Source organism: Burkholderia sp. Se-20373 (assembly GCF_017104705.1).
GTDB lineage: Bacteria > Pseudomonadota > Gammaproteobacteria > Burkholderiales > Burkholderiaceae > Burkholderia.
Genome location: NZ_JAAGPH010000102.1, coordinates 1 through 23,239, shown reverse-complemented (window position 1 = coordinate 23,239; position 23,239 = coordinate 1). Strand labels below are relative to the sequence as shown.

General features: G+C 67.9%; 22 protein-coding genes and 1 pseudogene. 19 read left to right on the top strand and 4 right to left on the bottom strand.

Features of this window, described 5'->3' with window-relative positions:
* Positions 1 to 96 precede the first annotated feature (96 nt).
* Positions 97 to 1,608, top strand: a complete 1,512-nt coding sequence (locus G3N96_RS27110; RefSeq protein ID WP_206139097.1) for an amino acid permease — start codon at positions 97 to 99, stop codon at positions 1,606 to 1,608.
* A 61-nt stretch (positions 1,609 to 1,669) separates the two neighbouring features.
* On the opposite strand, the gene G3N96_RS27105 is transcribed toward G3N96_RS27110, so the two are convergent.
* Positions 1,670 to 2,353 (bottom strand): phospholipase, encoded by a 684-nt coding sequence (locus G3N96_RS27105; protein ID WP_206139096.1) that lies wholly within the window; start codon positions 2,351 to 2,353, stop codon positions 1,670 to 1,672.
* 214 nt (positions 2,354 to 2,567) lie between these two features.
* Here G3N96_RS27105 and vapB point away from each other — a divergent pair, with 214 nt between their 5' ends.
* From vapB to G3N96_RS27060, 9 genes are all read left to right on the top strand, one after another.
* Positions 2,568 to 2,810 (top strand): type II toxin-antitoxin system VapB family antitoxin, encoded by a 243-nt coding sequence (gene vapB / locus G3N96_RS27100; RefSeq protein WP_089442828.1) that lies wholly within the window; start codon positions 2,568 to 2,570, stop codon positions 2,808 to 2,810.
* Positions 2,807 to 3,214: a type II toxin-antitoxin system VapC family toxin gene (locus G3N96_RS27095; RefSeq protein WP_089442827.1), complete on the top strand. Its 408-nt coding sequence runs from the start codon at positions 2,807 to 2,809 to the stop codon at positions 3,212 to 3,214. The genes vapB and G3N96_RS27095 overlap by 4 nt, the downstream gene beginning before the upstream one ends.
* A gap of 285 nt (positions 3,215 to 3,499) precedes the next feature.
* Complete coding sequence (locus tag G3N96_RS27090; RefSeq protein ID WP_124577466.1) at positions 3,500 to 3,808, top strand: DUF485 domain-containing protein; 309 nt, start codon at positions 3,500 to 3,502, stop codon at positions 3,806 to 3,808.
* Positions 3,805 to 5,535 (top strand): cation acetate symporter, encoded by a 1,731-nt coding sequence (locus tag G3N96_RS27085; protein WP_206139095.1) that lies wholly within the window; start codon positions 3,805 to 3,807, stop codon positions 5,533 to 5,535. Before G3N96_RS27090 ends, G3N96_RS27085 begins: the two co-directional genes overlap by 4 nt.
* Before the next feature lie 466 nt (positions 5,536 to 6,001).
* Entirely contained in the window at positions 6,002 to 8,383 is a 2,382-nt protein-coding gene (locus G3N96_RS27080) for an MCP four helix bundle domain-containing protein (protein WP_206139094.1), read from the top strand.
* A gap of 22 nt (positions 8,384 to 8,405) precedes the next feature.
* Positions 8,406 to 9,134: a methyl-accepting chemotaxis protein gene (locus tag G3N96_RS27075; RefSeq protein ID WP_206139102.1), complete on the top strand. Its 729-nt coding sequence runs from the start codon at positions 8,406 to 8,408 to the stop codon at positions 9,132 to 9,134.
* Positions 9,131 to 9,712 (top strand): hypothetical protein, encoded by a 582-nt coding sequence (locus tag G3N96_RS27070; protein ID WP_206139093.1) that lies wholly within the window; start codon positions 9,131 to 9,133, stop codon positions 9,710 to 9,712. The genes G3N96_RS27075 and G3N96_RS27070 overlap by 4 nt, the downstream gene beginning before the upstream one ends.
* Positions 9,713 to 9,744: 32 nt before the next feature.
* Positions 9,745 to 10,704: a chemotaxis protein CheX gene (locus G3N96_RS27065; protein ID WP_206139092.1), complete on the top strand. Its 960-nt coding sequence runs from the start codon at positions 9,745 to 9,747 to the stop codon at positions 10,702 to 10,704.
* 40 nt (positions 10,705 to 10,744) lie between these two features.
* Positions 10,745 to 11,110: a response regulator gene (locus G3N96_RS27060; RefSeq protein ID WP_011355572.1), complete on the top strand. Its 366-nt coding sequence runs from the start codon at positions 10,745 to 10,747 to the stop codon at positions 11,108 to 11,110.
* Positions 11,111 to 11,144: 34 nt separating this feature from the next.
* On the opposite strand, the gene G3N96_RS39910 is transcribed toward G3N96_RS27060, so the two are convergent.
* Positions 11,145 to 11,531 carry a DMT family transporter gene (locus tag G3N96_RS39910; RefSeq protein WP_346778912.1) on the bottom strand — a complete coding sequence of 129 codons (387 nt, stop codon included), beginning with the start codon at positions 11,529 to 11,531 and terminating at the stop codon, positions 11,145 to 11,147.
* On the opposite strand from G3N96_RS39910, the gene G3N96_RS27050 reads away from it, so the two are divergent.
* From G3N96_RS27050 to G3N96_RS27040, 3 genes are all read left to right on the top strand, one after another.
* Positions 11,530 to 11,679 (top strand): hypothetical protein, encoded by a 150-nt coding sequence (locus G3N96_RS27050; RefSeq protein ID WP_206139091.1) that lies wholly within the window; start codon positions 11,530 to 11,532, stop codon positions 11,677 to 11,679. The genes G3N96_RS39910 and G3N96_RS27050 overlap by 2 nt on opposite strands.
* Before the next feature lie 10 nt (positions 11,680 to 11,689).
* On the top strand, positions 11,690 to 12,142 hold the full coding sequence (locus tag G3N96_RS27045; protein WP_206139090.1) for a DUF3592 domain-containing protein: 453 nt from the start codon (positions 11,690 to 11,692) through the stop codon (positions 12,140 to 12,142).
* A gap of 144 nt (positions 12,143 to 12,286) precedes the next feature.
* The gene (locus tag G3N96_RS27040; RefSeq protein ID WP_206139089.1) at positions 12,287 to 13,081 is read left to right on the top strand and encodes an enoyl-CoA hydratase; all 795 of its coding nucleotides are present in this window, start codon (positions 12,287 to 12,289) and stop codon (positions 13,079 to 13,081) included.
* Positions 13,082 to 13,232: 151 nt separating this feature from the next.
* On the opposite strand, the gene alr is transcribed toward G3N96_RS27040, so the two are convergent.
* A complete protein-coding gene (gene alr / locus G3N96_RS27035) occupies positions 13,233 to 14,354 on the bottom strand; it encodes an alanine racemase (RefSeq protein ID WP_206139088.1) in 1,122 nt (373 codons plus the stop codon).
* A 301-nt stretch (positions 14,355 to 14,655) separates the two neighbouring features.
* Here alr and G3N96_RS27030 point away from each other — a divergent pair, with 301 nt between their 5' ends.
* The gene (locus G3N96_RS27030; protein ID WP_206139087.1) at positions 14,656 to 15,027 is read left to right on the top strand and encodes an MAPEG family protein; all 372 of its coding nucleotides are present in this window, start codon (positions 14,656 to 14,658) and stop codon (positions 15,025 to 15,027) included.
* 27 nt (positions 15,028 to 15,054) lie between these two features.
* Here G3N96_RS27030 and G3N96_RS27025 read toward each other — a convergent pair whose 3' ends face one another.
* Positions 15,055 to 16,011 (bottom strand): LysR family transcriptional regulator, encoded by a 957-nt coding sequence (locus tag G3N96_RS27025; RefSeq protein WP_206139086.1) that lies wholly within the window; start codon positions 16,009 to 16,011, stop codon positions 15,055 to 15,057.
* Between the two features lie 118 nt (positions 16,012 to 16,129).
* Here G3N96_RS27025 and G3N96_RS27020 point away from each other — a divergent pair, with 118 nt between their 5' ends.
* The 5 genes and pseudogenes from G3N96_RS27020 to G3N96_RS27000 all read left to right on the top strand — a co-directional run.
* A complete protein-coding gene (locus tag G3N96_RS27020; protein ID WP_206139085.1) occupies positions 16,130 to 19,669 on the top strand; it encodes an ABC transporter ATP-binding protein in 3,540 nt (1,179 codons plus the stop codon).
* Between the two features lie 195 nt (positions 19,670 to 19,864).
* Positions 19,865 to 20,914: a C45 family peptidase gene (locus G3N96_RS27015; RefSeq protein WP_206139084.1), complete on the top strand. Its 1,050-nt coding sequence runs from the start codon at positions 19,865 to 19,867 to the stop codon at positions 20,912 to 20,914.
* Positions 20,915 to 20,929: 15 nt separating this feature from the next.
* Complete coding sequence (locus G3N96_RS27010; RefSeq protein WP_206139083.1) at positions 20,930 to 22,264, top strand: aspartate aminotransferase family protein; 1,335 nt, start codon at positions 20,930 to 20,932, stop codon at positions 22,262 to 22,264.
* 32 nt (positions 22,265 to 22,296) lie between these two features.
* Positions 22,297 to 22,851 (top strand): carboxymuconolactone decarboxylase family protein, encoded by a 555-nt coding sequence (locus G3N96_RS27005; RefSeq protein WP_206139082.1) that lies wholly within the window; start codon positions 22,297 to 22,299, stop codon positions 22,849 to 22,851.
* 160 nt (positions 22,852 to 23,011) lie between these two features.
* A pseudogene (locus G3N96_RS27000) lies at positions 23,012 to 23,239 on the top strand (extensin); the annotation flags it as partial.

The following is a 23,239-nucleotide window of genomic DNA, read 5'->3' as shown; positions in this document are numbered from 1 at the left end:
GGGCCGCCGGGACGTGACGCCGGCGGCTTGCGCGCGGCTGCATCCGACGCGCCCCCGCGCGGGGCGCGACACATCAAGAAACAACGGAGACACACGATGACCCACAGCAGCGAGCGCCCGGCCGATCCGGCCGGCGGCGCGGATTCCCGACATGCCGACCCCGATGCGATGTTCGCGTCGCACGAAGCCGGCTATGCGAAGCAGTTGAAGCCCCGGCACGTGCAGATGATCGCGATGGGCGGCGCGATCGGCACCGGCCTCTTTCTCGGTGCAGGCGGGCGCCTGCAGCACGCGGGGCCGGCGCTTGCGCTCGTGTACCTCGTCTGCGGCGTGTTCGCGTTCCTGATCATGCGCGCGCTCGGCGAGCTCGTGATGCACCGGCCGACCAGCGGCAGCTTCGTGTCGTATGCACGGGAGTTCATGGGCGAACGCGCGTCGTTCGTCGCGGGCTGGATGTACTACCTGAACTGGGCGACCACCGGCATCGTCGACATCACCGCGGTCGCGATCTACATGAAGTACTGGGCCGTGTTCACGGACGTGCCGCAGTGGGTGTTCGCGCTCGGCGCGCTCGGGATCGTGTCGGTGATGAACATGATCGGCGTGAAGGTGTTCGGCGAGATGGAGTTCTGGTTCTCGCTCGTCAAGGTGGGGACGCTCGCGGTGTTCCTCGCGGTCGGCGCCGTGTTTCTCGCGAGCGGCCATCCGGTCGCCGGGCAGATGCCGGGGCTTCACCTGGTCGCGGATCACGGCGGGATCTTCCCGCACGGCATCCTGCCGGCCGTGCTGATCGTGCAGGGCGTCGTATTTGCGTACGCGAGCATCGAACTCGTCGGCGTCGCGGCGGGCGAGACGGCCGATGCGCGCAAGGTCTTGCCGAAAGCCATCAACAGCGTGATGTGGCGCATCGCGCTGTTCTACGTCGGCTCGGTCGTGCTGTTGACGATGCTGCTGCCGTGGACGGCGTACAGCGCGCACGAAAGCCCGTTCGTGACGTTCTTCAGCAAGCTCGGCGTGCCGTACGTCGGCACCGTGATGAACGTCGTGGTGCTGACCGCCGCGCTGTCGAGCCTGAACTCCGGCCTCTATTCGACCGGGCGCGTGCTGCGCTCGCTCGCGATGGGCGGATCGGCGCCGCGCTTCGTGTCGCGGATGAACGCGCGCGGCGTGCCGTACGGCGGGATCCTGATCACGGTCGCGATCAATGCGATCGGCGTGCCGCTGAACTACATCGTGCCGGCGCAGGCGTTCGAGATCGTGCTGAACATGGCGTCGCTCGGGATCATCACGACGTGGGGCTTCATCGTCATGTGCCAGATCCTGTTCCGTCGCGCGGTCGATCGCGGCGAGCTGAAGGCCGTGTCGTTCCGGATGCCCGGCGCGCCGTTCACGTCGTGGCTCACGCTGGCCTTCCTCGTCGGCGTGCTGGTGCTGATGGCGTTCGACTATCCGGGCGGCACGTGGACCATCGCGACGATTCCGGTCGTCGTGCTCGCCCTGGTGGTCGGCTGGAAGCTGGCGAAGCGCGGCGCCGCGCGGGAGCAGGCGGCGGATGCGCGGGTGTCGGCGGCCACGCGGGCGGTCGCCGATTCGGCGCGGGGCGCCTGAAGACGGTATGAGCCGGGCGCGCCGAGTCGTTCGAGGCCGGCGGCCCGGCGCGCCGCTAAGGTCAGTTCAAACCGGCTCGTTCGCCGACCCATCGGCCGAAATCGCGAGCCATCTCCGCGGTCAGCTCGTGGCCGGCCGCGTACAGCCGCGTATCGTGCGCGACGCCGAGCGCCGTGAGTTTCGCGTCGGCGGTGTCGGCCCACGCGACGGGCAGCTTATCGTCGGCGCGGCCGTGCACGATCAGCGCGTGGAGCGGGCGAAGGGCATCGCGCGGCGCGATCAGCGGATCGATTTCGGGCAGGATGCGCCCGCACAGCACTGCGAATGCGGTGACGTCCTGCGGCGACGTGAGGCCGACGCTCGCGCTCATGATGCCGCCCTGGCTGAAGCCGGCGATCACGGTCGGCAGCGCGGCGCCCGCGTCATCGTTGCCACGGAAGCTGCGGAGCAGCGTGATCAGCTTGAGTCGGCTCGCGTCCGCGCGGGCCGCGTCGATTTCGGGGCCGTTCGGGCCGAAGCGCACCGGAAACCACGCATGCTGGTCGGGCCCGAACGCGAGCGGGGCGCGCAGGAACGCGATCTCGATGCGCGGATCGATGACGTCGGCCAGGTTCAGCAAGTTGGTTTCGTTGCCGCCGACGCCATGCAGCAGCAACAGGCGGGCAGCGGGGCGGCCGGCGGCCGGGCGCAGCCGGTACTGGAGGCCCGACTCGGGATCGGTGGTCAGCGGCAGGACGTCGGTCATTGCGTGGGGTCCGGAAAGGGGAGCGATGCGACAGTCTAGGGCGTCCGGGCGGCGACGTGAATCGCCGGCGTGCGATTGATTGTTTCCTGTTGGGAATGAATCGGGCGTTCCGCGACGCCCTGTTGCTCGTTGTTCATATACCGATCGGGCGACTCGTCATCGGCGCACGGAATGGCTAAAATAGATACATTTCGTAGATACACGAGGGGCGAGGATGGATACTGCCAAGATTTTCAAGCATGGCGGATCGCAGGCTGTCCGTCTGCCGAAGGATTTCCGCTTCGACACGACCGAGGTCCGGATTCGTCGCCACGGTTCATCCGTGATTCTCGAGCCGGTGCCGCAAGACTGGGCCTGGCTCACGCCGCTGATCGGCCCGGTGGACGCCGATTTCGAAGCCGCCGCCACGACCGAGCCTGCCGCTCAGGAGCGACCGGATCTGGACGTCTTTGAATGAAATTTCTGCTGGATACCAACGCGGTAATCGCCATCCTGAAAGGCGAGCCGGCCATGCTGGCCCGGCTCCGCATGTATCAGCCAGCCGATTTCGGCATGCCGGCGATCGTCGCGCATGAACTCTATTACGGCGCCTACAAGAGCCAGAGAGCGGCTGCGAACGTGGCACGTGTCGAGGCACTTCAGTTCGAGGGGGTGTCGTTCGATGTCGAAGATGCTCAGCACGCCGGCGAGATTCGTGCGCATCTGACCGCGGCGGGCACCCCGATCGGTCCGTACGATGCGTTGATCGCAGGGCAGGCACGCGCTCGGCGTCTGGTGCTCGTCACGCATAACGTGCGCGAGTTTGCGCGAGTCCCGGGGCTTCAGGTCGAGGATTGGCTCGCCGACGCGCGTGAAAACTGATCGCGTTCAGGTCGCATCGATCGATGCGAGTGACTGTCCTTGCGCGGAAATGTCCGTTTATTGAGGACTATCGAAAAATTGCGTCCTGACTAACGCGTATCGCTACGCTGAACCGCATCGCCGTTGCAGCGCGCCCCGCACACGCATCCAGTGCCCCGCGTGCGGCAGCGCCCCCTGCCGCTAGGGAAAACCATAGCGCGCACACGAAAGACCGAGTAAGCCCGCAGTCAGCTTCGCTCTTCAGAATCGCCACACTCATTCAAAAAGCAAACCAGGAGACAGGCGATGCATGATGGGTTGGTGAAAAAGATCGAAGCGCATCCGAAGTATGCGCAGCTCAAGCGGCGGCGCAACACGCTCGGCATCTGCCTGACCGTGCTGATGCTGATCGTGTACTACGGCTACATCGCACTGATCGCATTCGACAAGTCGTTCCTCGCGAAGCCGGTGAGCACCGGCGTGACGAGTGTCGGCGTACCGGTGGGCATGGCGGTGATCGTGTTCACCGTCGTCATCACCGGCATCTATGTGCGCCGCGCGAACCACGAATACGATCAACTGACGCAGGACATCCTGCAGGATGTCGCCCAATGAAGAAGACACTTTCGATGACGCTGGTCGCGTTGCTGGCCGTGGGTGTGTGCGGCGCGGCCTTCGCGGGCGGCGGCGATGTCGGGCAGACCGCCAAGCAGGCCACCAACACCACGGCCATCGTCCTGTTCGCGCTGTTCGTGGCCGGGACGTTGTGGATCACCAAGTGGGCGGCGTCGCGCACGCGTTCCGCGGCGGATTTCTACACGGCCGGCGGCGGCATTACCGGCTTTCAGAACGGCCTGGCGATCTCGGGCGACTACATGTCGGCCGCATCCTTCCTCGGCATTTCCGCGGCGGTGATGACGTCGGGCTACGACGGCCTGATCTACTCGATCGGCTTCCTGGTCGGCTGGCCGATCATCACGTTCCTGATGGCCGAGCGGTTGCGCAACCTCGGCAAGTTCACCTTCGCCGACGTCGCGGGCTATCGCTTCGAGCAGGGGCCGATCCGCAGTTTCGCCGCGATCGGCACGCTGGTGGTGGTGGCGTTCTACCTGATCGCGCAGATGGTGGGCGCGGGGCAGCTCATCAAGCTGCTGTTCGGTCTCGACTACTGGATGGCGGTCGTGATCGTCGGCGCGCTGATGATGGTCTACGTGCTGTTCGGCGGCATGACGGCCACCACCTGGGTGCAGATCATCAAGGCGTGCATGCTGCTCGCGGGCGTGACGTTCATGGCGATCATGGTGCTCGCGCAGTACGGTTTCAGCCCGGAGGCGCTGTTCGCTCATGCCGTCGAAGTCAAGACCGCGATCGCCGCGAACGCCGGCAAGGCGCCGGACGACGCGACCCGTATCGGGCTGTCGGTGATGTCGCCGGGCGGGTTCATCAAGGATCCGATCTCGGCCATCTCGTTCGGCATGGCGCTGATGTTCGGCACCGCCGGCCTGCCGCACATCCTGATGCGCTTCTTCACGGTGCCGGATGCGAAGGAAGCGCGTAAATCCGTGTTCTGGGCAACGACCTGGATCGGCTACTTCTACGTGCTGATCTTCATCATCGGCTTCGGTGCGATCACGCTGGTGCTGACCAATCCGGAACTGGCCGACGTGGCCAAGGGCGTGATCAAGGGCGGCGCGGGCACGGCCAACATGGCCGCGGTGCTGGTGGCCAAGACGGTGGGCGGCGACGTGTTCTACGGCTTCATCTCGGCCGTGGCGTTCGCGACGATCCTGGCGGTGGTGGCCGGGCTCACGCTGTCGGGTGCGTCCGCGGTGTCGCACGATCTCTACGCCACCGTTTTCAAGAACGGCAAGGCGAACAGTGCCGACGAGCTGAAGGTGTCGCGCATCACGACGCTGGTGCTCGGCGTGATCGCCGTGCTGCTGGGCATCGCGTTCGAGAAGCAGAACGTCGCGTTCATGGTGTCGCTGGCGTTTGCCGTGGCGGCATCGGCCAATTTCCCGGTGCTGTTCCTGTCGATGATGTGGAAGGGGTGCACCACGCGTGGCGCGGTCATCGGCGGCTTCCTCGGGCTGGTCTCGTCGGTGGGGCTGACGATCGTGTCACCGTCGGTGTGGGAAGCGACGCTCGGTTATCCGAAGGGTTCGGCGTGGTTCCCGTACACGTCGCCCGCGTTGTTCTCGATGACGATCGGCTTCGTCGGCGTGTGGCTGTTCTCGGTCCTCGACACGAGCCTGCGCGCGAAGGCGGAGAAGGGCGCGTTCGCCGCGCAGCAGGTACGTTCGGAAACGGGGCTGGGGGCGACGCGCGCCAGCAGCCACTGACCGGTCGTGAGTCGCTCCCGCCCGCCCCGGGGCCGACGATGCAGTCCATCGCATCGTCGGCCCCGGGGCGGGCGGAATCGTTTTCATCCGTCCGTGGAGTCCGTGGAATCACGCCCCGGCAATAAAGAATCGCGAATTCGACTGAATTCGCCGATAATGCGCAAACGTTTTACGAAAGCCTGATTGCCGTTAATAAGCGGATTAAATAAATAAAAATAAAATATCCGAAGCTGGCATTTTCGGGCCGCCCAGGATCGTTGATCGAAGCCTTGTGGCATGAGGTTAACGGCAGATCCCGGCAATACTTTAGGGCGCTTTCGTCGCAATTATTCATTTCGTTTTCATCAATGAATGATTGATTTCCGGTCATCGGAGCGTCATACACCATCCCCGATAATTCGGCGCTCACATTCTTTCAATAGACCAAACGGCGATCGAAGCCGGATCGCTGCGGGGAGCTGTACTCATGACCATTCGTCATCGCATTACGCTGCTAGTCGTCCTGACGTTCTTCGCGCTGTCCGCGATCGGCATCTATGCCGTGTACCAGACCCGCAAGAGCGCGTCCGAGGTACGCCAGGTCACCCAGGGAATCGTGCCGAGCGCGCTCGCGTCCGCGGATCTCGTCGCCGATGTGAAGAACATCCAGATCGCGACGATGACGCTCATCTATGCGCCCGACGCGAACACCGCCGCGCAGGCGCGCGACGAGCTGAAGGCGAAGCAGGGCGCGCTGCGCGCCGCGCTCGACGTGCAGGCGAAGTCGGCGGTCGGCCAGGCGCAGGTCGGGCTCGTCTCGCAGGCGAAGGAGAGCGCCACGAACTATTTCGCGGCGATCGACGACACCGTGAAGATGAAGGCCGACGGCAAGCCCGAGATGGCGCAGGCGTACCTGTTCGCGAACGTCGCGCAGTATCGCGACGAACTCGAAAGCATCGTCGATACGTTGCGCGTCGAGAAGAACCGCCAGAAGGACGACGCGATCAGCGCGCTGAACGGGATGCTGTCGACCACGGCGACGGCGATCGCGGGCGTCGCCGGCACGGTGATCGTGCTGCTGACCGCACTCGGCCTGCTGCTGTATCGCCAGATCACCCGCCCGCTGATCGGGATGCAGACGGCGATGAGCGAGATCGCGACGAGCCAGGATTTCACGCGTCGCGTGCCGGTGGGCCGGATGGACGAAATCGGCCATTCGATCGTCGCGTTCAACGGGATGATCGAGAAGATCCAGGAGAACTCGGCGCAGCTCAAGCAGAAGACGGCCGACATCCAGGCGATGCTGCAGAACATGCAGCAGGGGATCCTGACCGTCGTCGAAGGCGGCGTCGTGCATGCGGAGTATTCGGCGTACCTCGAGACCATCTTCGAGACGAACGATATCGCCGGCCGCGACCTGATGGCGCTCGTGTTCGACGACTCGAACATCGGTTCGGACGCCCGCTCGCAGGTCGACGCGGCCGTGCACGCATGCCTCGGCGAAGACAGCATGAACTTCGCGTTCAACGAGCACCTGCTCGTGAACGAAGTCGCGAAGCGGATGCCGGACGGCCGCGACAAGTGGCTCGACCTGAGCTGGTCGGCGATCACCGACGAGACCGACACGGTCGTGCGCCTGATGCTGTGCGTGCGCGACGTGACCGAGATTCGCGAGCTGACCGCGCAGGCCGGCGAGCAGCAGCGCCGCCTCGAGATGATCGGTGAGATTCTGTCGATCAGCCAGGACAAGTTCCACGACTTCGTGCACAGCGCAAAGGGCTTCCTCAGCGAGAACGAGCGGATGATCCGCCAGCACGAGCGCGCCGATCACTCGATCGTCGCGGCGCTGTTCCGCAACATGCACACGATCAAGGGCAATGCGCGCACGTACAGCCTCCAGCACCTGACCAACATCGTCCACGAAGCGGAGCAGGCGTATGACTCGCTGCGCCGCGCGGACGGCGGCCCGGAGTGGAACCGCGACGCACTGATGGACGACCTGGCCCGCGTGCGCGACGCGGTCGAGCACTACGCGACGATCAACGCGGTCACGCTCGGCCGCAGCGGCGAGGCGGTGCAGGGCGCCGACTTCCTGATGGTCGAGCGCGCGCACATCAGCGAGAGCCTGCGCGTGCTCGACGGCGCCGATCCGGCGAACGCGTCCGACTGGCACGCGGCGCGCGACGCCGTGCGCCGCATGCTGAGCCAGCTCGGCACGCAGGGCATCGGCGATGCGCTCGGCGGCGTGATCGAGTCGCTGCCGTCGCTCGCGGCCGAACTCGGCAAGCCGGCGCCGGTCGTGCATATCGACAGCCACGGCCACCGCGTGCGCAGCGAAATCGCCGCGACGCTGAAGAACGTGTTCATGCACCTGCTGCGCAATTCGATGGACCACGGGATCGAATCGTCCGACGAGCGGCGCGCGGCCGGCAAGGCAGCGTCCGGCACGATCGACATCGCGGTCGGCGTGGGCGGCGGCGAGCTGTGGTTCGTGCTGAGCGACGACGGCCGCGGCCTCGCGCTCGACCGGATCCGCGGCATCGCGCGCGAGCGCGGCTGGATCGATGCCGGCCACGACGCGGCGCTGTCCGACGACGCGGTGGCCGAGCTGATCTTCCGGCCGGGTTTCTCGACCGCGAGCACGGTAACCGAAGTGTCGGGGCGCGGCGTCGGCATGGACGCGGTGCGCAACTTCCTGAAGCGCGACGGCGGCGATATCGCGCTGCGCTTCACCGACGACCGCGTCGGCGCGCCGTATCGCGCGTTCGAGACGATCGTGACGCTGTCGGCCCGCTTCGCGGCCGACGGCGCCGCCCAGGGCGTCGTGCACGAGCGTGCACGCAGCGCGGACATCGGCGCGGCGGAGTGACGACGTGATCGGGCAGGCGTGGATGATCCAGGTGGCCGCTGCACTGGCGGGCGGTGTCGTCGTCGCGATCGTGGCGGCGGTCGTGTTTCGCGTGACGCGCAAGCGGCTTGTCGCGGCGCATGAGCGCGATACGGCGCAGTTGCGCGGCGCGCTCGACGCAGCCGATGCGCGCGTCGCCGACGCGGCGTCGGCGCATGCGGAGGCGGCCGACGCATGGGCGCAGCGCGAGGCGCAGCTCGAGGATGCGGTGGCGCGCGAGACGTCCGCCGCCGGCTCGCAGCGCGACGCGATGCAGGCGCTGTCGGCCGATCGAGCGGCGCTCGCGCAGCACGCAATGAAGATCGCCGACGAAGCCGCGCGCCTGCGCGGGCTCGCCGGCACCTTCGAGCGCTGGCACGAGCAGATGATCTCGCTGACCACGCAGAACCAGGACATGCGCGCGAAGAACCTGGAGCTGTCGGCGATCGTCGCGCACGTGTCGATCGTGTCGCTGAACGCGTCGATCGAGGCCGCGCGCGCCGGCACGGCCGGGCGCGGTTTCTCGATCGTCGCGAGCGAGGTGCGCGGGCTGGCCGCGCGCTCGCAGGAACTGTCGAACAGCTATCGCGACAGCCTGAACCGCAACGATCTCGTGACGGCCGCGACGTTCCAGGACATCCAGGCCGGCGGCAAGATGATCACGGCCGCGCTCGCGACCGTCGAGACGCTGGCCGGGCAGTTGCACGCGCGGATCGAGGGAGAATCCGCGTGATCAGTGCGCAGGCGAGGGCCGGGTTCGAACGGATCTTTTTCGATGCCGCGCGCACGCGGCTCGCGGCAGGCGGTGCGTGCGACATCCGGCCGCGAGCCGGGCACGAACACGACGCGCCGGATCGCGCGCACGCGAAGTCGCGATCGAAGCCGCACGCACCCGAACATGTGGTTGTACTGACGATCTCCGCACTGCATTTCCGCCTGCTGCTCGCGCTGCGCTTCAGCGACGACGACGCGACGCGCCGCCATTTCGCCGGCGCGACGGCGGGCACGAACAGCCAGCGACCGTTGACCGACGCGTTCATGGAAGTCGCGAACCTGGGTTGCGGCGCGATCAACCAGGCGCTGACCGCGTCGTTTCCCGACCTCGGGATGTCGACGCCTTACCTGCTGAGCGGCGCGAGCATCGACTTCATGCACGCGCTCTCGCCCGATTACGTGGCGGCCTACGACCTGACGCTCGATGGCGACGTGCGGATCGGCGCGACGTTGTGCGTGTGCGCGAACGCGCCGGTCGATTTCCACGTGCCGGAGACGGCCACGGTGGATACCGGCGGCGAGCTCGAGCTGTTCTGACCGACCCTGACCGACCATGAGGAACCCTTGAGATGACCCTGGACAAACCCGTCAGCAAGGTGCTCGTACTCGACGACAGTCGCGCGCACGCCGACGCGATCAAGCGTTTCTGCGACGAGCACAACCTGGTCGGCCTGACCGTGCGGCGCAGCCGGTTGCTGAAGGTGCTGCGCTCGAACATCGACCTCGGCGCGATCCTGCTGGCCGAGGATTACGGCGGTTCGCCGGCCGAGAGCGCGATCATTGCGACGCAGATCGATGCGCTGCGCCCCGAATTGCCGATCATCCTGCGCCGCGAATCGCTCGCCTCGCGCGACGGGCTGCCGGAGGCGCTTGCGCGCGTCGCATGCGCGGCCTACGTCGCGGACGACATGACGCCGCTCAAGCGCGCGATCGACGAATACCTGTTCGGCCGCGACTACCCGAACGCGCTCGTGCGCGGCATCTCGGAGATCACCGAGGCGCGCATCGACAGCCTGTTCCCGGGCATGACGATCGAGCACGAAACGCCGTGCATCGTGCGCGACCAGATCATCTTCGGCGAAGTGTTCAGCCTGATCGCGCTCGAAAGCGCGTGGTGCCGCGGCTACATGCTGTTGCAGACGAGCGAGCAGCCGCTGCTCGACATGCTCGGCGGCACGCGCAACGACGGCCGCGCGCCGGATTTCCGCGACGTGAACAGCGTGCTCGGCGAGCTGACCAACCTCGTGTGGGGCGCGTTCAAGAACCGCTATCTCGGCGACGCCGAGGCGCTGGCGCGCCATCCGGTGCAGGTGCCGCTCGTCGTCAATCACAAGCAGAAGTTCATTTCGTTCGGCGGCGACTGCCCGCAGCTCTGCTTCAAGTACCGGATGACCGATCCGGCATCGGGGCGCTCCGTATGCCTCGACCAGCGCTTCGTGTTCAGCCTGAGCTGGTCACCGGAGGATTTCCGCGAATCGGTGCGGGACGTGGGGCCGATGGTCGAATCAGGCGAACTCGAACTGTTTTGAAGACTGAAGTCAGCAACAAGGAAAGGAAGGGGAAGACGACATGGCAAAGATTCTGGTGGTCGACGATTCGGGCACGGTGCGCGACGAGGTCGCGGGCTTCCTGCGCAATCACGGGCTCGACGTCGCGACGGCCGTCGACGGCAAGGACGGGCTCGCGAAGCTCAAAGCGACGCCCGGCGTGCGCCTCGTGATCAGCGACGTGAACATGCCGAACATGGACGGCCTGACGATGGTCGAGAAGATCCGCGGCGAACTGGCGAACTCGACGGTCAACGTCGTGATGCTGACGACCGAAAGCAGCCCGGCGATGAAGGAGCGCGGCAAGGCCGCCGGCGTGAAGGGCTGGATCGTGAAGCCGTTCAAGGGCGACGCGGTGCTCGACGCGCTGAAGAAGCTCGCGGGCTGACCCCCGTCGGGATGCGGCGCACCAGCCCGCGCACTCAGCGCTGCGGTTCGGGTTGCGCGGCCGCCGCGTCGCCGGTCGCGGCCGGCACGCATGGCGCGGGCGTCTGCCATTGCGTGACGATCATCCCCGCGAAGATCAGCGCGACGCCCGCGATGCGGCCGGATGTCGCGAGCCGCTGCGCGAGCCCCATCAGCCCGTAGCGGTCGATCAGCCGCGACGCGAGCATTTGCCCGGCGACGACGCAGACGATCGCGCGCGTCGCGAGCGGCGGGTAATCGCGCGGCGTGGCTGAAGGGACGCGCGCGCAATTTACAGCGCGCCGCGATCTCCGTATCCTGCCGGATGCCGAGGGCGGCGTGTCTGCGCGACCTGCGCAGCACGCCCGGCATCCACGACAATCAGGAACGGGACACCTTCCCATGACAATCAGGATCGATCGGGCGGCGCGCGTGCGCGGCGCATGCAACGGCCCGTATGAGCGCTTGACCGACGAAACGGGGCACGGCGTGATGTGCCGCTGCACGACGCCGTCGAAGATCGACGTGTCGTTCCATCAGTCGCGTCCTTGAGATGAATGGAATGGTGTCCGGATCCGGACGCACCGACGCGCCGCAGACGGAAACGCTGATCGCGAAGGGCGTCGTTTTTACCGTCGTGGGGACGTGCCTGCTGATCGGCACTGCCCTGTACGCGCAGTCGACGCGCGAATTCCTGCGGACGTCCGTCGTCGTGCCGGGGCGCGTCATCAAGCTGAACGCGGGCCCGCATCATCCGGAGATCGCATTCACGACGCTCGCGGGCGAGCACGTCGAATACCCGCAGGGCGGCGAGGTCAGCGTGGAGGAGGGCGCGACGGTCGAGGTGCGCTACGCACCCGATGCGCCCCATATGACGGCGCGGATGAATACGTTCGGCGCGATCTGGGGGGGCGTACTGACCTTCGGCGGGATGGGCGCCGTCTTTTTCGTCGCCGGCGCCAGTCAACTGCGCTCGGGCGTGCGCGCGTGGCGCCGGGGGCGCAAGCGGACGTGACCGTGCGAGCCCGCTGCACCACGACTGGACGTCGCACGGAATGTGGAGGAGCATTTCATCACCACGGTGCCGTGAACGCGCATGCATCATCGCCGCGCGTTCGCGCCGCATCGAATCCTGCCGAACCCCATCGAGCGGAACATCATGAAATCCGATCAAGAGACTGCCGAGCCGATCCTGTTGCGCGACGCGCACGACGGCGTCGTCACGCTGCGGCTGAACCGTCCGCAGCAATTCAATGCACTGTCCGAGGCGATGCTCGCGAGCCTGCACGATGCGTTCGAGTCGCTGGCGGCCGATCCGCACGTGCGCTGCGTCGTGCTGGCCGCGGAAGGCAAGGCGTTCTGCGCGGGCCACGACCTGCGGCAGATGCGCAGCCAGCCCGAACTCGATGACTACCGCACGCTGTTTGCGCAGTGCAGCCGCGTGATGCTCGCGATGCGCGCGTTGCCGGTGCCGGTGATCGCGCGCGTGCACGGCATCGCGACGGCGGCCGGCTGCCAGCTCGTCGCCGCGTGCGATCTGGCGATCGCGGCCGATACCGCGCGCTTCGCGGTATCGGGCATCAACGTCGGGCTGTTCTGTTCGACGCCGGCCGTGGCGTTGAGCCGCAACGTCACGGCGAAGCGCGCATTCGACATGCTCGTGACCGGGCGCTTCGTCGACGCGGCGACGGCCGCCGCGTGGGGGCTCGTCAACGAGGCCGTGCCCGAAGATGCGCTCGACGCGGCCGTCGCGCGCAAGGTCGCGGAGATCGTCGCGAAGAGCCCGGCCGCGGTGCGATATGGCAAGCAGATGTTCTATCACCAGCGCGAGTTGCCGCTCGACGAAGCCTATGCGTATGCGGGCGACGTGATGGCGCGCAACATGATGGAGGAGGATGCAGGCGAAGGGATCGACGCGTTCCTCGAGAAGCGCAAGCCGACGTGGCGTTCGTAGCGAGCCACTGGCGGAGCGTGGCGAGCGAAGCGGAAGGGCCGTCACCCACGCCTTTCGTTCGCACGGGAAAGCAAACGGGCCGCCCGAGGCGACCCGCAACCGAAGCGCACGTCAGGCGACGCAACAGCGTGCGCCACCGCATCCGAGCCGGTCAGCGCCCGTAGCTCCCGGTCCGCAGCGTCGGCTGCGCGCTCGACGCGCCCGGCGGCACGATCACGACCGGCACACGGCGCGCGAGTGCGCACATCAGCTCGTAGCCGATCGTGCCGCTGGCTTCCGCCACCTCATCCACCTTCACCTGGTCGCCCCACAGCTCGACGCTCGACCCGATGCCCGCGTTCGGGCACGGCGTCAGGTCGACGGTCAGCATGTCCATCGACACGCGGCCGACGACGCGCGTCATCACGCCGTTCACCGCGATCGGCGTGCCGGTCGGTGCGTGGCGCGGATAGCCGTCCGCATAGCCGCACGCGACGACGCCGATCCGCATCGGCCGGTCGGCCGTGAAGCGGCGGCCGTAGCCGACGGTCTCTTCCGGCGACAGCGTCTGCACACCGATGATCTTGCTCGTCAGCGACATCGCGGCCATCAGCGGCGTATCGGCGATATCCCGCGCCGCTCCCGTCGGCGATGCACCGTACAGGATCGTGCCGGGCCGCACCCAGTCGCGGTGCGCCCGCGGATGCCACAGCACGGCGGCCGAATTCGACGTCGAGCGCTCGCCCGGAATCCCCGCGGTGGTTGCATCGAACTGGTCGAGCTGCCAGTCGACTTCGCCTTCGTCGGCGTTCGCGAAATGCATCATCAGCGTGATCTTGCCGATCGACGGCGCGCTCGCCGCGCGCTCCCACGCGGCACGGAAAACGGCGGGGCGGAAGCCGAGCCGGTTCATCCCGGAGTTCATCTTGAGCTGGATGTCGATCGGCTGCTGCGGCTTCGCCGCGATCAGCAGGTCGAGCTGCTCGTCGCAGTGCACGGCCACCGTCAGGCGGTGACGATCGGCCAGCTCGACGTCGGCCGGCTCGAAGATCCCTTCGAGCAGCAGCACGGGCTTGTCCCAGCCGAGTTCGCGCACGCGCACGGCTTCGTCGAGATCGAGCAGCGCGATGCCGTCGGCGGCGGCGAGGCCCGGGTAGATCCGCTCGATGCCGTGACCGTACGCATTGGCCTTGATCACGGCCCACACGCGTGATTGTGCGGCGGTGCGGCGGATGAAGTCGAGGTTGTGGCGGACGGCGTCAGGGCGGATATGGGCGACGATGGGACGGGGCATGGCGATGTCTCGGATCGGATGTCGTACGGCGCGCGCGGCGGCGCGGGTTCGGCGGCCTGGCGCGACAACGCGCCGGGCCAGTGTTGAACGCTATCTTATTGGTGTTCGACCAGTTTTAATTAACGTTTTTGTCGACGATTTGGTGGAAATTTTGGTGTCGAACCCGTCGTGTCGCGGCTGCCGGCGGGCCGTGCAGCCGAGTCTCCCGTCTAGAAAACCGGTGCGCGAACAGCACGACGCAATGCTAAGCTCTCGGTGATCTTGTCATTGATCAATGTAATCATAAAGGAGGAGACTTTTGATGACGACGTCCCAGCTGTGCCTGTTCATCGTGGCGCTGTTGCCGTTCTCGATGACGTTTCTCGCGAAGGCCCGCAAGGGCTACGACAACCGCGCGCCGCGCGACTACCTGGCGAAACTCGACGGCTGGCGCGCCCGCGCGCAGGCCGCGCACCAGAACGGGTGGGAGGCGCTTGCGCTGTTCACGGCCGCGCTGGTGGTGGCATGGCACAACGGTGCGAACGTGCATCGCGTCGACCAGCTGGCGATGGCGTTCGTCGCGATCCGCGTCGTCTACATGCTGATGTACCTGCTGAACTGGGCGTCGCTGCGTTCGCTCGTGTGGTTCGGCGGGATGGCGTGCGTGGTCGCGTTGTTCTTCGCTGCGCCGTAAGCGGTGCATGCGGGCGAGGCCGGCGCGTTACTTGCCGGTCGCGCCGCCCGTGCCGCGCACGCGGCTGTCGTTGGATGCGGGCGCAACGATCGGGCCCGCGATCGGCGCTGCTTCCGCTTCGCGGCGCAGGAACGCGATCAATGGATCGAGCAGCCGGTGCCGCGTCGACGGGTTGCGGCGCAGCACGAAGCGCCACGACGCGGCGCGTTCGAGGCCGGGCCTCAGCGGCACGAGGCGCCCGCTGCGCAGCTCGGGCTCGATCAGCGGCGCGCGCCCGAGCGCGATGCCCGCGCCGCCGACCGCCGCGCCGATGACCTGGCTGAAACTGCTGTAGCGGACGATCTTCGTCTCGAAGTCGCCCGGCAGGCCGAACTCCGTGGACCAGTTGCGCCAGTCGATCTCGGGGCTGTGCTCGTGCATCTCCTGCAGCAGCCGGGAGCGGCACACGTTCACGGAGGCATACGGATGCAGGTCGGGGCTGCATACCGGGAACACCGTTTCCTGCAGCAGGATGTCGTCGTCGGCCTGCAGCCGGTGCGCGGACACGTGCACGATCGCCAGATCGACGCCGCTGCGCGCGAAATCCGGTTCGTCGTCGAGCACGACGGCATGCAGCGGCGTGTCGGGATGAAGCGACGAGAATTCCGCGAGGCGGCGGGCGAGCCACATCGCCGAAAACGGCGCGTTGGCGGACACGGTGAGCCGTTGCGCGGTGCCGCGAATCTCGGCACAGGCGTCGGTGAGCCGCGACAGCGCATCGCTGACAGCCGGCAGCAGGCGTGCGCCGGCCGGCGTGAGACTGATGCCGCCGAGCCCCGTGCTGCGTTCGAGCAGCCGTGCGCCGAGCGATTCCTCGAGCGCGCGAATCTGGTGACTGACCGCACTCGTCGACACGTTCAGCTCCGCCGCCGCGCGCGCGAATCCGCCGAGGCGGACGGCCGCCTCGAAAGCTCGCAATGCGCTGAGGGGAGGGAGGTGCGACATGCGGGGTATTGTAGTTGACTCAACACCCGTTGAAAAATCATCTTTTGCCGCGCACGCGCCGCGCGGGTAGCCTCGATCCGGTCAAGAAAAACATCATCGGACACCACCGGAGGGCTTCATGTATTTCGACCGACGACTATGGGCAATGATGGCGGGGCTGCGCTGGCGGGTGGCCGCGGCCGTCGCGCTCGGCCTGCTCGCAATGGGTGTCGGGATCCTGCGTTTCGTCTTTCTCGGCCGCGTGCTGGCACTGGTTTTTTCCGGCGCGCCGGCACGCAGCATCGGCGAAGCCGTCGTTGCAACGGCGGCCTGCGTGCTGCTGCGCGCGTGGCTCGACCATCGCCGCACGGTGCTCGCGCAGCACACGGCCGGGCGCGTGCAGGCCACGCTGCGCGCGCGGCTGTTCGACCGGATCGCCGCACTCGGCCCTGCGTGGTTCAGCGGCGAACGCACGGGCGGCGTGATGCTGTCCGTCGTCGACGGCGTCGAGCAATTGCAGACCTTTTTCGGCACCTATTTGCCGCAGCTCGTGATCGCCGCGTGCGCGCCGGTGATGATCTTCGCGGTGCTCGCATGGTGGGACGTGCCGACGGCCGCGATCCTGCTGGTCGCGGCGCTCGTCACGCTCGCGCTGCCGCAACTCGTGCATCGCGCCGACAAGCGCGCGGCACTCGCACGCTCGGCGGCGTTCAAGGCGTTCGGCGAGGAGTTCCTCGACGCGGTGCAAGGCCTGCCGACGCTGAAGGCGTTCGGGCAAGGCACGGCATTCGGCGCGAAGCTGGCCGCGAAGGCGCGCGCGCTGTCCGACAGCACGTTCTGGGTGCTCGCGCTCGGCCTGCTGACGCGGCTCTTCACCGATCTCGGCACCGGCCTCGGCGCGGCCGCCGCGATCGCGGTCGGCGCGTGGCGCGTGCGGCACGGCGACATGAGCCTCGAGGCGCTGCTGATCGTGCTGATGGCCGGCAGCGAAATCTTCCGGCCGCTGCGCGACCTGCGTGCCGTGCTGCACCAGGGGATGATCGGCCAGTCGGCGGCGAATGCGATCCACGCGCTGCTCGACGCGGAGAGTCATGCGCCTTCCACCGATGCGCCGCGCGTCACGGGCCTGCGGCCGGAGATCGCGTTCGACGCCGTCAGCTTCGCGTATCCGGGGCGCCGCGCGGACGCGCATGCGGCGCTGAGCTTCTCGGTTCGCGAGGGCGAAACGGTGGCCATCGTCGGGCCGAGCGGCGCGGGCAAGTCGACCATCGTGCGCCTGCTGCTGCGCCAGCACGATGCGCAGGGCGGCGCGATCCGCATCGGCGGCCACGACGTGCGCACGCTCGACGCCGGCCAGGTGCGCGAGATGATCGCGGTCGTCGCGCAGGATGCGACGCTGTTCGACGGCAGCGTGGCCGACAACCTGCGGCTCGGCCGCCCCGACGCGAGCGACGCGGACATGATCGCCGCCGCGCGCGCGGCCAACGCACACGATTTCATCTCGGCGCTCCCCGACGGCTACGCGACGCGCATCGGCGAACGCGGGCTGATGTTGTCGGGCGGCCAGCGCCAGCGTGTCGCGATTGCCCGCGCGCTGCTGCGCGATGCGCCGATCCTGCTGCTCGACGAGGCGCTGTCGTCGGTCGACGCGGAGAACGAAGCGCTGATCCAGCAGGCGCTCGACCGGCTCACGCGCGGGCGAACCACGCTCGTGCTCGCGCACCGGCTGTCCAGCGTGATCGGCGCCGACCGCATCCTGGTGCTCGACCAGGGGCAGGTGGTCGACGAGGGCACGCACGCGGCGCTGATCGCGCGCGACGGCCCGTATCGCCGGCTGATGGGGCCGCAACTGGAAGCGGTCGCCGAATCGGTCGGCGTGGCGGCACCGGCCGGCGCGACCGCGCGCGCGTCGTCGGGCCCGCAGGTGCGGCCGTTGAACGACGATGCGGCGGAGATCGGCTGGCCGGAAACCCTGCGGACGCTGCTGCGCTTCGTGCGCCCGTGGACGGGCAAGGTCGTGCTGACGGTGCTGTTCGGAATCGGCCGCGTGCTCGCGTTCATCGGCGTCGGCGTGATCGGCGCGCGGGTGGTCGGTGCGGTGCCGGGCGGCCACGTGAGCCCGGCGCTCGTCACCGCGCTGCTGGTGATCGCGCCGGTAGCGGCCGTGCTGCACTGGCTCGAATCGTGGCTCGCGCACGACATGGCGTACCGGCTGCTCGCGGAAATGCGCATCGCGCTGTTCGCGACGCTCGAACGCCTCGCGCCGGCCGGGCTGCTGCGCCGCCGCTCCGGCGATCTCGTGTCGCTTGCGACGCAGGACGTCGAGACCGTCGAGTATTTCTATGCGCACACGCTGGCGCCCGCATTCGTCGCGGTGCTCGTGCCGGCCGCCGTGCTGGTGCTGCTCGCGTCGGTCGCGTGGCCGCTCGCGCTCGTGCTGCTGCCGTTCCTGTCGTGGGCCGGGCTCGCGCCGGTGCTCGCGCGGCGCGATGTCGACCGGCTCGGCACCGGCGCGCGCGAAGCGCTCGGCCAGCTCGGCGCGCACCTGACCGAAACGATCCAGGGGCTCGCGGAGCTGACCGCGTTCCAGGCCGTCGGGCGCCGGCGCGCAGCGTTCGTGGCCGAAGTCGATGCGTACCGCAAGCAGCGCGCAACGCTGCTCGACGATCTGTCGGCGCAAAGCGCCGCGCTGGAAATCGCGAGCGGGCTCGGCGGGCTGGTCGTCGCGGCGCTCGGTGCGCTGCTGTGCGCGCGCGGCTGGTTTCCGAGCGAGTCGTTGCCGCTGCTGGTGCTGGTGGCGGTGGCCGCCTTCATGCCGGTGGCCGAAATCGGCCAGGTCGCGCGCCAGCTCGCCGATACGATCGCGTCGACGCGACGCTTGCGCGCGCTCGAGAAGGAGCCGGTGCCGGTGACGGACGGCACGCATGCGATGCCTGCCGATCCGGCGGTGCGTTTCGAGGCTACGTCCTTCACGTACCCGGGCCGCAGCGTGCCCGCGATCGATCGCGTGAGCTTCGACGTGCCGCCCGGCAGCACGGTCGCGCTGGTCGGTGCGTCGGGCGCCGGCAAGTCGACGGTCGCGAGCCTGCTGCTGCGTTTCTGGGATCCGCAGCAGGGCCGCGTGACGCTCGGCGGCGTCGACCTGCGCGACTTGCGGCTCGACGACCTGCGGCAGCACATCGCGCTGGTTGCGCAGGATACCTACCTGTTCAACGACACGCTCGAAGCGAACATCCGGCTCGCCGCGAGCGATGCGTCCGACGCGGACGTGCAGCGCGCGATCGACCATGCGGCGCTCGGCGACTTCGTCGCGCGGCTGCCGGACGGGCTCGCGACGCGCGTCGGCGAGCGCGGTGTGCAACTGTCGGGCGGCCAGCGCCAGCGTGTCGCGATTGCGCGTGCGTTCCTGAAGGATGCGCCGGTGCTGATTCTCGACGAAGCGACGTCCCATCTGGACACGATCAGCGAGCAGCAGATTCGCGCGGCGCTGGAAGACCTGATGACGCAGCGCACGTCGATCATCATCGCGCACCGGCTGTCGACCGTGCGCAATGCCGACCTGATCCTCGTGATGGAGCACGGCAGCGTGATCGAGGCCGGGCGGCATGCGGACCTGATGGCGCGGCAGGGCGCGTATGCGCGGCTCGTGTCGCATCAGGCGAGCGGGGTGGCGGCGTAGCGAAGTAACGCGTCGGCGATCGACGCCGTCTCGCGTGTTGTCAGGGTCCCGCTATTGACAACATATGTTGCGTGATTGTCTAATTCATCATCGCGTGTTGCGATCCACTGGCGGTGGGGGCGCCGTCATCATTCGACGGGGCCCGCCAGCCGGGCGCACGCTCCACGCCACCGGAATTCGACCCTTTCACTCGACATGCCGCTTTCCCTTTCCCCCGTCATCGCCGGCGCGCCGTTCGACATCGGCGTGCGCCTCGGCGAGCTTGCCCGTCCCGTATTCGATGAATACATGCGGCAGAGCCGCGCGTGGCAGGCCGTGCGCCGCTGGCGCGGCCATCCGTTCGTCGCCGCGCTGCGGCAGGCCGCGCTGGCCGCGTATCCGGGTCTCGTCGCGGAGCTGGACGGGATCGCGGCCGGTGTCGGCTGGCCGGCCGAGGACATCTTCTTGTGGAACTGCCGCGGCGAGCTGATCCACAACGCGCCGGACGGCTGCACGACGCTTGCCGCGCGCGACGCGGCCGGCACACGCTGGATCGCGCACAACGAGGACGGCGATCCGTACCTGCGCGAGCGCTGCCTGCTCGTCGACGTGCAACCGGCGGGCAAGCCCGGCTTCATCAGCTTCTACTACCCCGGTTCGCTGCCGGGCCATACCTTTGCCGCGAACCGCGCGGGTATCGCGCAGGCGATCAACAACCTGCGGATCCGCACGCCGGCAGCGGGCGTGCCGCGCATGATCCTGGCGCGCGCCGTGCTCGATGCGACGTCGCTCGACGCGGCAGCCGACGTGCTGCGTAGTCATGCGCGTGCAAGCGGTTTTCATCACACGCTGAGCGCAACCGGCGATGCGCGGCTGCTGAGCATCGAGGCGAGCGTCGCGCGCTGTTCGGTGATCGACGTCGCGCGGCTCGCGGGGCATGCGAACCATCTCGTGCACCCCGACTGCGACGCGGAAGCGCAGATCGTCACGCAATCGTCGGCCGACCGCCAGCGCCGCGTCGACGCGCTGACGCCCGGCATCGACGCAATCGACGAAGCCGCGCTGCTGCGCGTGCTCGGCGATCGCGCGCCGCAAGGGCTGCCGATCTACCGCGACGATCCGGCCGACCCCGACGACGAGAACACGCTGGCCACGGCCGTGTTCGCGATCGGTGCGGCATCGATCGATTTCACCATTCACCAACAGGGCGCGCAGTGTTTCGCGACGCGCATCGTGCCGTCCGGGCGCGCGCACGACGCGTCCTGATCCATGAGGCAACGCATGACGACCGTTTTCCATCGCGCTCCGCGCGCCACCTTGCCCGTTGCCGTCGCAGGCGACGGCATCGAGATCATCGACTCGACCGGCAAACGCTATATCGACGCGTGCGGCGGCGCGGCCGTTTCGTGTCTCGGCCACAGCAACCCGCGCGTGATCGACGCGATCAAGCGGCAGGCGCAGCAACTGGCGTACGCACATACGTCGTTCTTCACGACCGACGTGGCCGAGGAACTGGCCGACCGGCTCGTCGCCGCCGCACCGGCCGGCCTCGAACACGTGTATTTCGTGTCGGGCGGCTCCGAGGCGGTCGAGGCCGCGCTGAAGCTTGCGCGCCAGTATTTCGTCGAGAAGGGCGAGCCGCAGCGCCGCCATTTCATCGCACGGCGCCAGAGCTATCACGGCAACACGCTCGGCGCGCTCGCGATCGGCGGCAATGCGTGGCGGCGCGAGCCGTTCCTGCCGCTGCTGATCGAGGCGCACCATGTGAGCCCGTGTTACGCGTACCGCGACCAGCAGGCGGGTGAAACTGACGAAGCGTATGCGCAACGCCTCGCGGACGAGCTCGAACGGAAGATCGTCGAACTCGGCGCGGACAACGTCGCGGCGTTCGTCGCGGAAACGGTGGTGGGTGCAACGGCCGGCGCGGTGCCGCCGGTGCGCACGTATCTGAAGAAGATTCGCGCGGTGTGCGACAAATACGGCGTGCTGCTGATCCTCGACGAGATCATGTCGGGGATGGGGCGCACCGGCTACTTGTATGCGTGCGACGAAGACGGCGTCGCGCCCGACCTGCTGACGATCGCGAAAGGGCTCGGCGCGGGCTACCAGCCGATCGGCGCGACGCTCGTCAGCGACCGCATCTACCGGACGATCGTCGACGGCTCGGGCTTCTTTCAGCATGGCCACACGTACCTGGGCCACGCAACCGCATGCGCGGCCGCGCTCGAAGTGCAGCGCGTGATCGCCGAGGAGAAGCTGCTCGACAACGTGAAGGCGCGCGGCGAGCAACTGCGCGCGTCGTTGCGCGAGCATTACGGCGCGCATCCGCATGTCGGCGACGTGCGCGGCCGCGGGCTGTTCGTCGGCGTCGAGCTCGTGCGCGATCGCGACAGCAAGGCGACGTTCGATCCCGCGCTGAAGCTGCATGCGGCGGTCAAGCGCGAAGCGATGCAGCGCGGCCTGATGGTGTATCCGATGGGCGGGACGATCGATGGCGTGCACGGCGATCACATCCTGGTCGCGCCGCCGTTCATTTGCACCGCGCAGCAGATCGATACGATCGTCGAGCGGCTGTCGGGCGCGATCGGCGCGGCGCTCGCGTCGGCCGGCGCGTGACCGCATTCGTTGAACCTAGTCCGGACCTTGCCATGACCAACAGACTGCCTCCGTTCGATCCCGCGTCGGCCACCGATGAACAGAAGGCCGTGCTGGCCGACATTCTCAGCGGCCCGCGCGGCAACCTGAACGGGCCGTTTCTCGGCTGGATCGCGAGCCCCGAGCTGGCGCAACATGCACAGAAGCTCGGCGCGTTCTGCCGCTATCGCACGGGCCTGCCGCTGCGCCTGTCGGAACTCGCGATTCTCGTGACGGCCGCACGCTGGCGTTCACAGGCCGAGTGGCACATCCACCATCCGATCGCACTGGAGGCGGGCCTGCCGGCCGCGACGGCCGACGCGATCCGGTGCGGCGTCGCACCCGAATTCGAGTCGGACGACGAGGCGCTGATCCATGCATTCGCGAGCGAGCTGTACGACACGCGACGCGTGAGCGACGCGACGTTCGCACGGGCGGAAGCGCGCTTCGGCCACGCAACCGTCGTGAATCTCGTTGCGTTGCTCGGCTACTACGCGCTCGTCGCGATGACGCTGAACACGTTCGGCATGCGCGCGGAAGGGCAGACCGAACTGCCGTTTCCGGAGTGATGCCCGCGCGTTGATCGTGCTGGAGCAGCGGAGTCGATACGTCTGACGAACGTGTTGCCGACCTGTTCCGGCACAATGCAACCAAATGTATTCGTGCGGGATCGACGGCGCATCGCCGCGTATGATGGCTTGTTCACGTCGATATGAGCGGTGAGCAAGCATGACGAGTACCCGCAAGACCTTGATGATCGCCGGTGGGCTCCTGGTAGCCGCCGCCGGCACTGCCTACGTGATGCTCCTGCGTGCGGATCACCGCGCGATCGAGGATGCCGGCATCGGCGATTCGGCCGCGCCCGTTGCCGCGGCGCCCGCGGGCAACGATCACGCGGTGCAGGGCACCATCGCGCCGCCGGCCCCGGCCGCCGCGATGGCGCCGAAACAGGCGGCC

Bases quoted from the DNA above. Each gene is read 5' to 3' on its own strand.
- G3N96_RS27110 (WP_206139097.1), top strand. From the start codon at position 97: ATGACCCACAGCAGCGAGCGCCCGGCCGATCCGGCCGGCGGCGCGGAT.
- G3N96_RS27105 (WP_206139096.1), bottom strand. From the start codon at position 2,353: ATGACCGACGTCCTGCCGCTGACCACCGATCCCGAGTCGGGCCTCCAG.
- vapB (WP_089442828.1), top strand. From the start codon at position 2,568: ATGGATACTGCCAAGATTTTCAAGCATGGCGGATCGCAGGCTGTCCGT.
- G3N96_RS27095 (WP_089442827.1), top strand. From the start codon at position 2,807: ATGAAATTTCTGCTGGATACCAACGCGGTAATCGCCATCCTGAAAGGC.
- G3N96_RS27090 (WP_124577466.1), top strand. From the start codon at position 3,500: ATGCATGATGGGTTGGTGAAAAAGATCGAAGCGCATCCGAAGTATGCG.
- G3N96_RS27085 (WP_206139095.1), top strand. From the start codon at position 3,805: ATGAAGAAGACACTTTCGATGACGCTGGTCGCGTTGCTGGCCGTGGGT.
- G3N96_RS27080 (WP_206139094.1), top strand. From the start codon at position 6,002: ATGACCATTCGTCATCGCATTACGCTGCTAGTCGTCCTGACGTTCTTC.
- G3N96_RS27075 (WP_206139102.1), top strand. From the start codon at position 8,406: ATGATCCAGGTGGCCGCTGCACTGGCGGGCGGTGTCGTCGTCGCGATC.
- G3N96_RS27065 (WP_206139092.1), top strand. From the start codon at position 9,745: ATGACCCTGGACAAACCCGTCAGCAAGGTGCTCGTACTCGACGACAGT.
- G3N96_RS27060 (WP_011355572.1), top strand. From the start codon at position 10,745: ATGGCAAAGATTCTGGTGGTCGACGATTCGGGCACGGTGCGCGACGAG.
- G3N96_RS27050 (WP_206139091.1), top strand. From the start codon at position 11,530: ATGACAATCAGGATCGATCGGGCGGCGCGCGTGCGCGGCGCATGCAAC.
- G3N96_RS39910 (WP_346778912.1), bottom strand. From the start codon at position 11,531: ATGGGAAGGTGTCCCGTTCCTGATTGTCGTGGATGCCGGGCGTGCTGC.
- G3N96_RS27045 (WP_206139090.1), top strand. From the start codon at position 11,690: ATGGTGTCCGGATCCGGACGCACCGACGCGCCGCAGACGGAAACGCTG.
- G3N96_RS27040 (WP_206139089.1), top strand. From the start codon at position 12,287: ATGAAATCCGATCAAGAGACTGCCGAGCCGATCCTGTTGCGCGACGCG.
- alr (WP_206139088.1), bottom strand. From the start codon at position 14,354: ATGCCCCGTCCCATCGTCGCCCATATCCGCCCTGACGCCGTCCGCCAC.
- G3N96_RS27030 (WP_206139087.1), top strand. From the start codon at position 14,656: ATGACGACGTCCCAGCTGTGCCTGTTCATCGTGGCGCTGTTGCCGTTC.
- G3N96_RS27025 (WP_206139086.1), bottom strand. From the start codon at position 16,011: ATGTCGCACCTCCCTCCCCTCAGCGCATTGCGAGCTTTCGAGGCGGCC.
- G3N96_RS27020 (WP_206139085.1), top strand. From the start codon at position 16,130: ATGTATTTCGACCGACGACTATGGGCAATGATGGCGGGGCTGCGCTGG.
- G3N96_RS27015 (WP_206139084.1), top strand. From the start codon at position 19,865: ATGCCGCTTTCCCTTTCCCCCGTCATCGCCGGCGCGCCGTTCGACATC.
- G3N96_RS27010 (WP_206139083.1), top strand. From the start codon at position 20,930: ATGACGACCGTTTTCCATCGCGCTCCGCGCGCCACCTTGCCCGTTGCC.
- G3N96_RS27005 (WP_206139082.1), top strand. From the start codon at position 22,297: ATGACCAACAGACTGCCTCCGTTCGATCCCGCGTCGGCCACCGATGAA.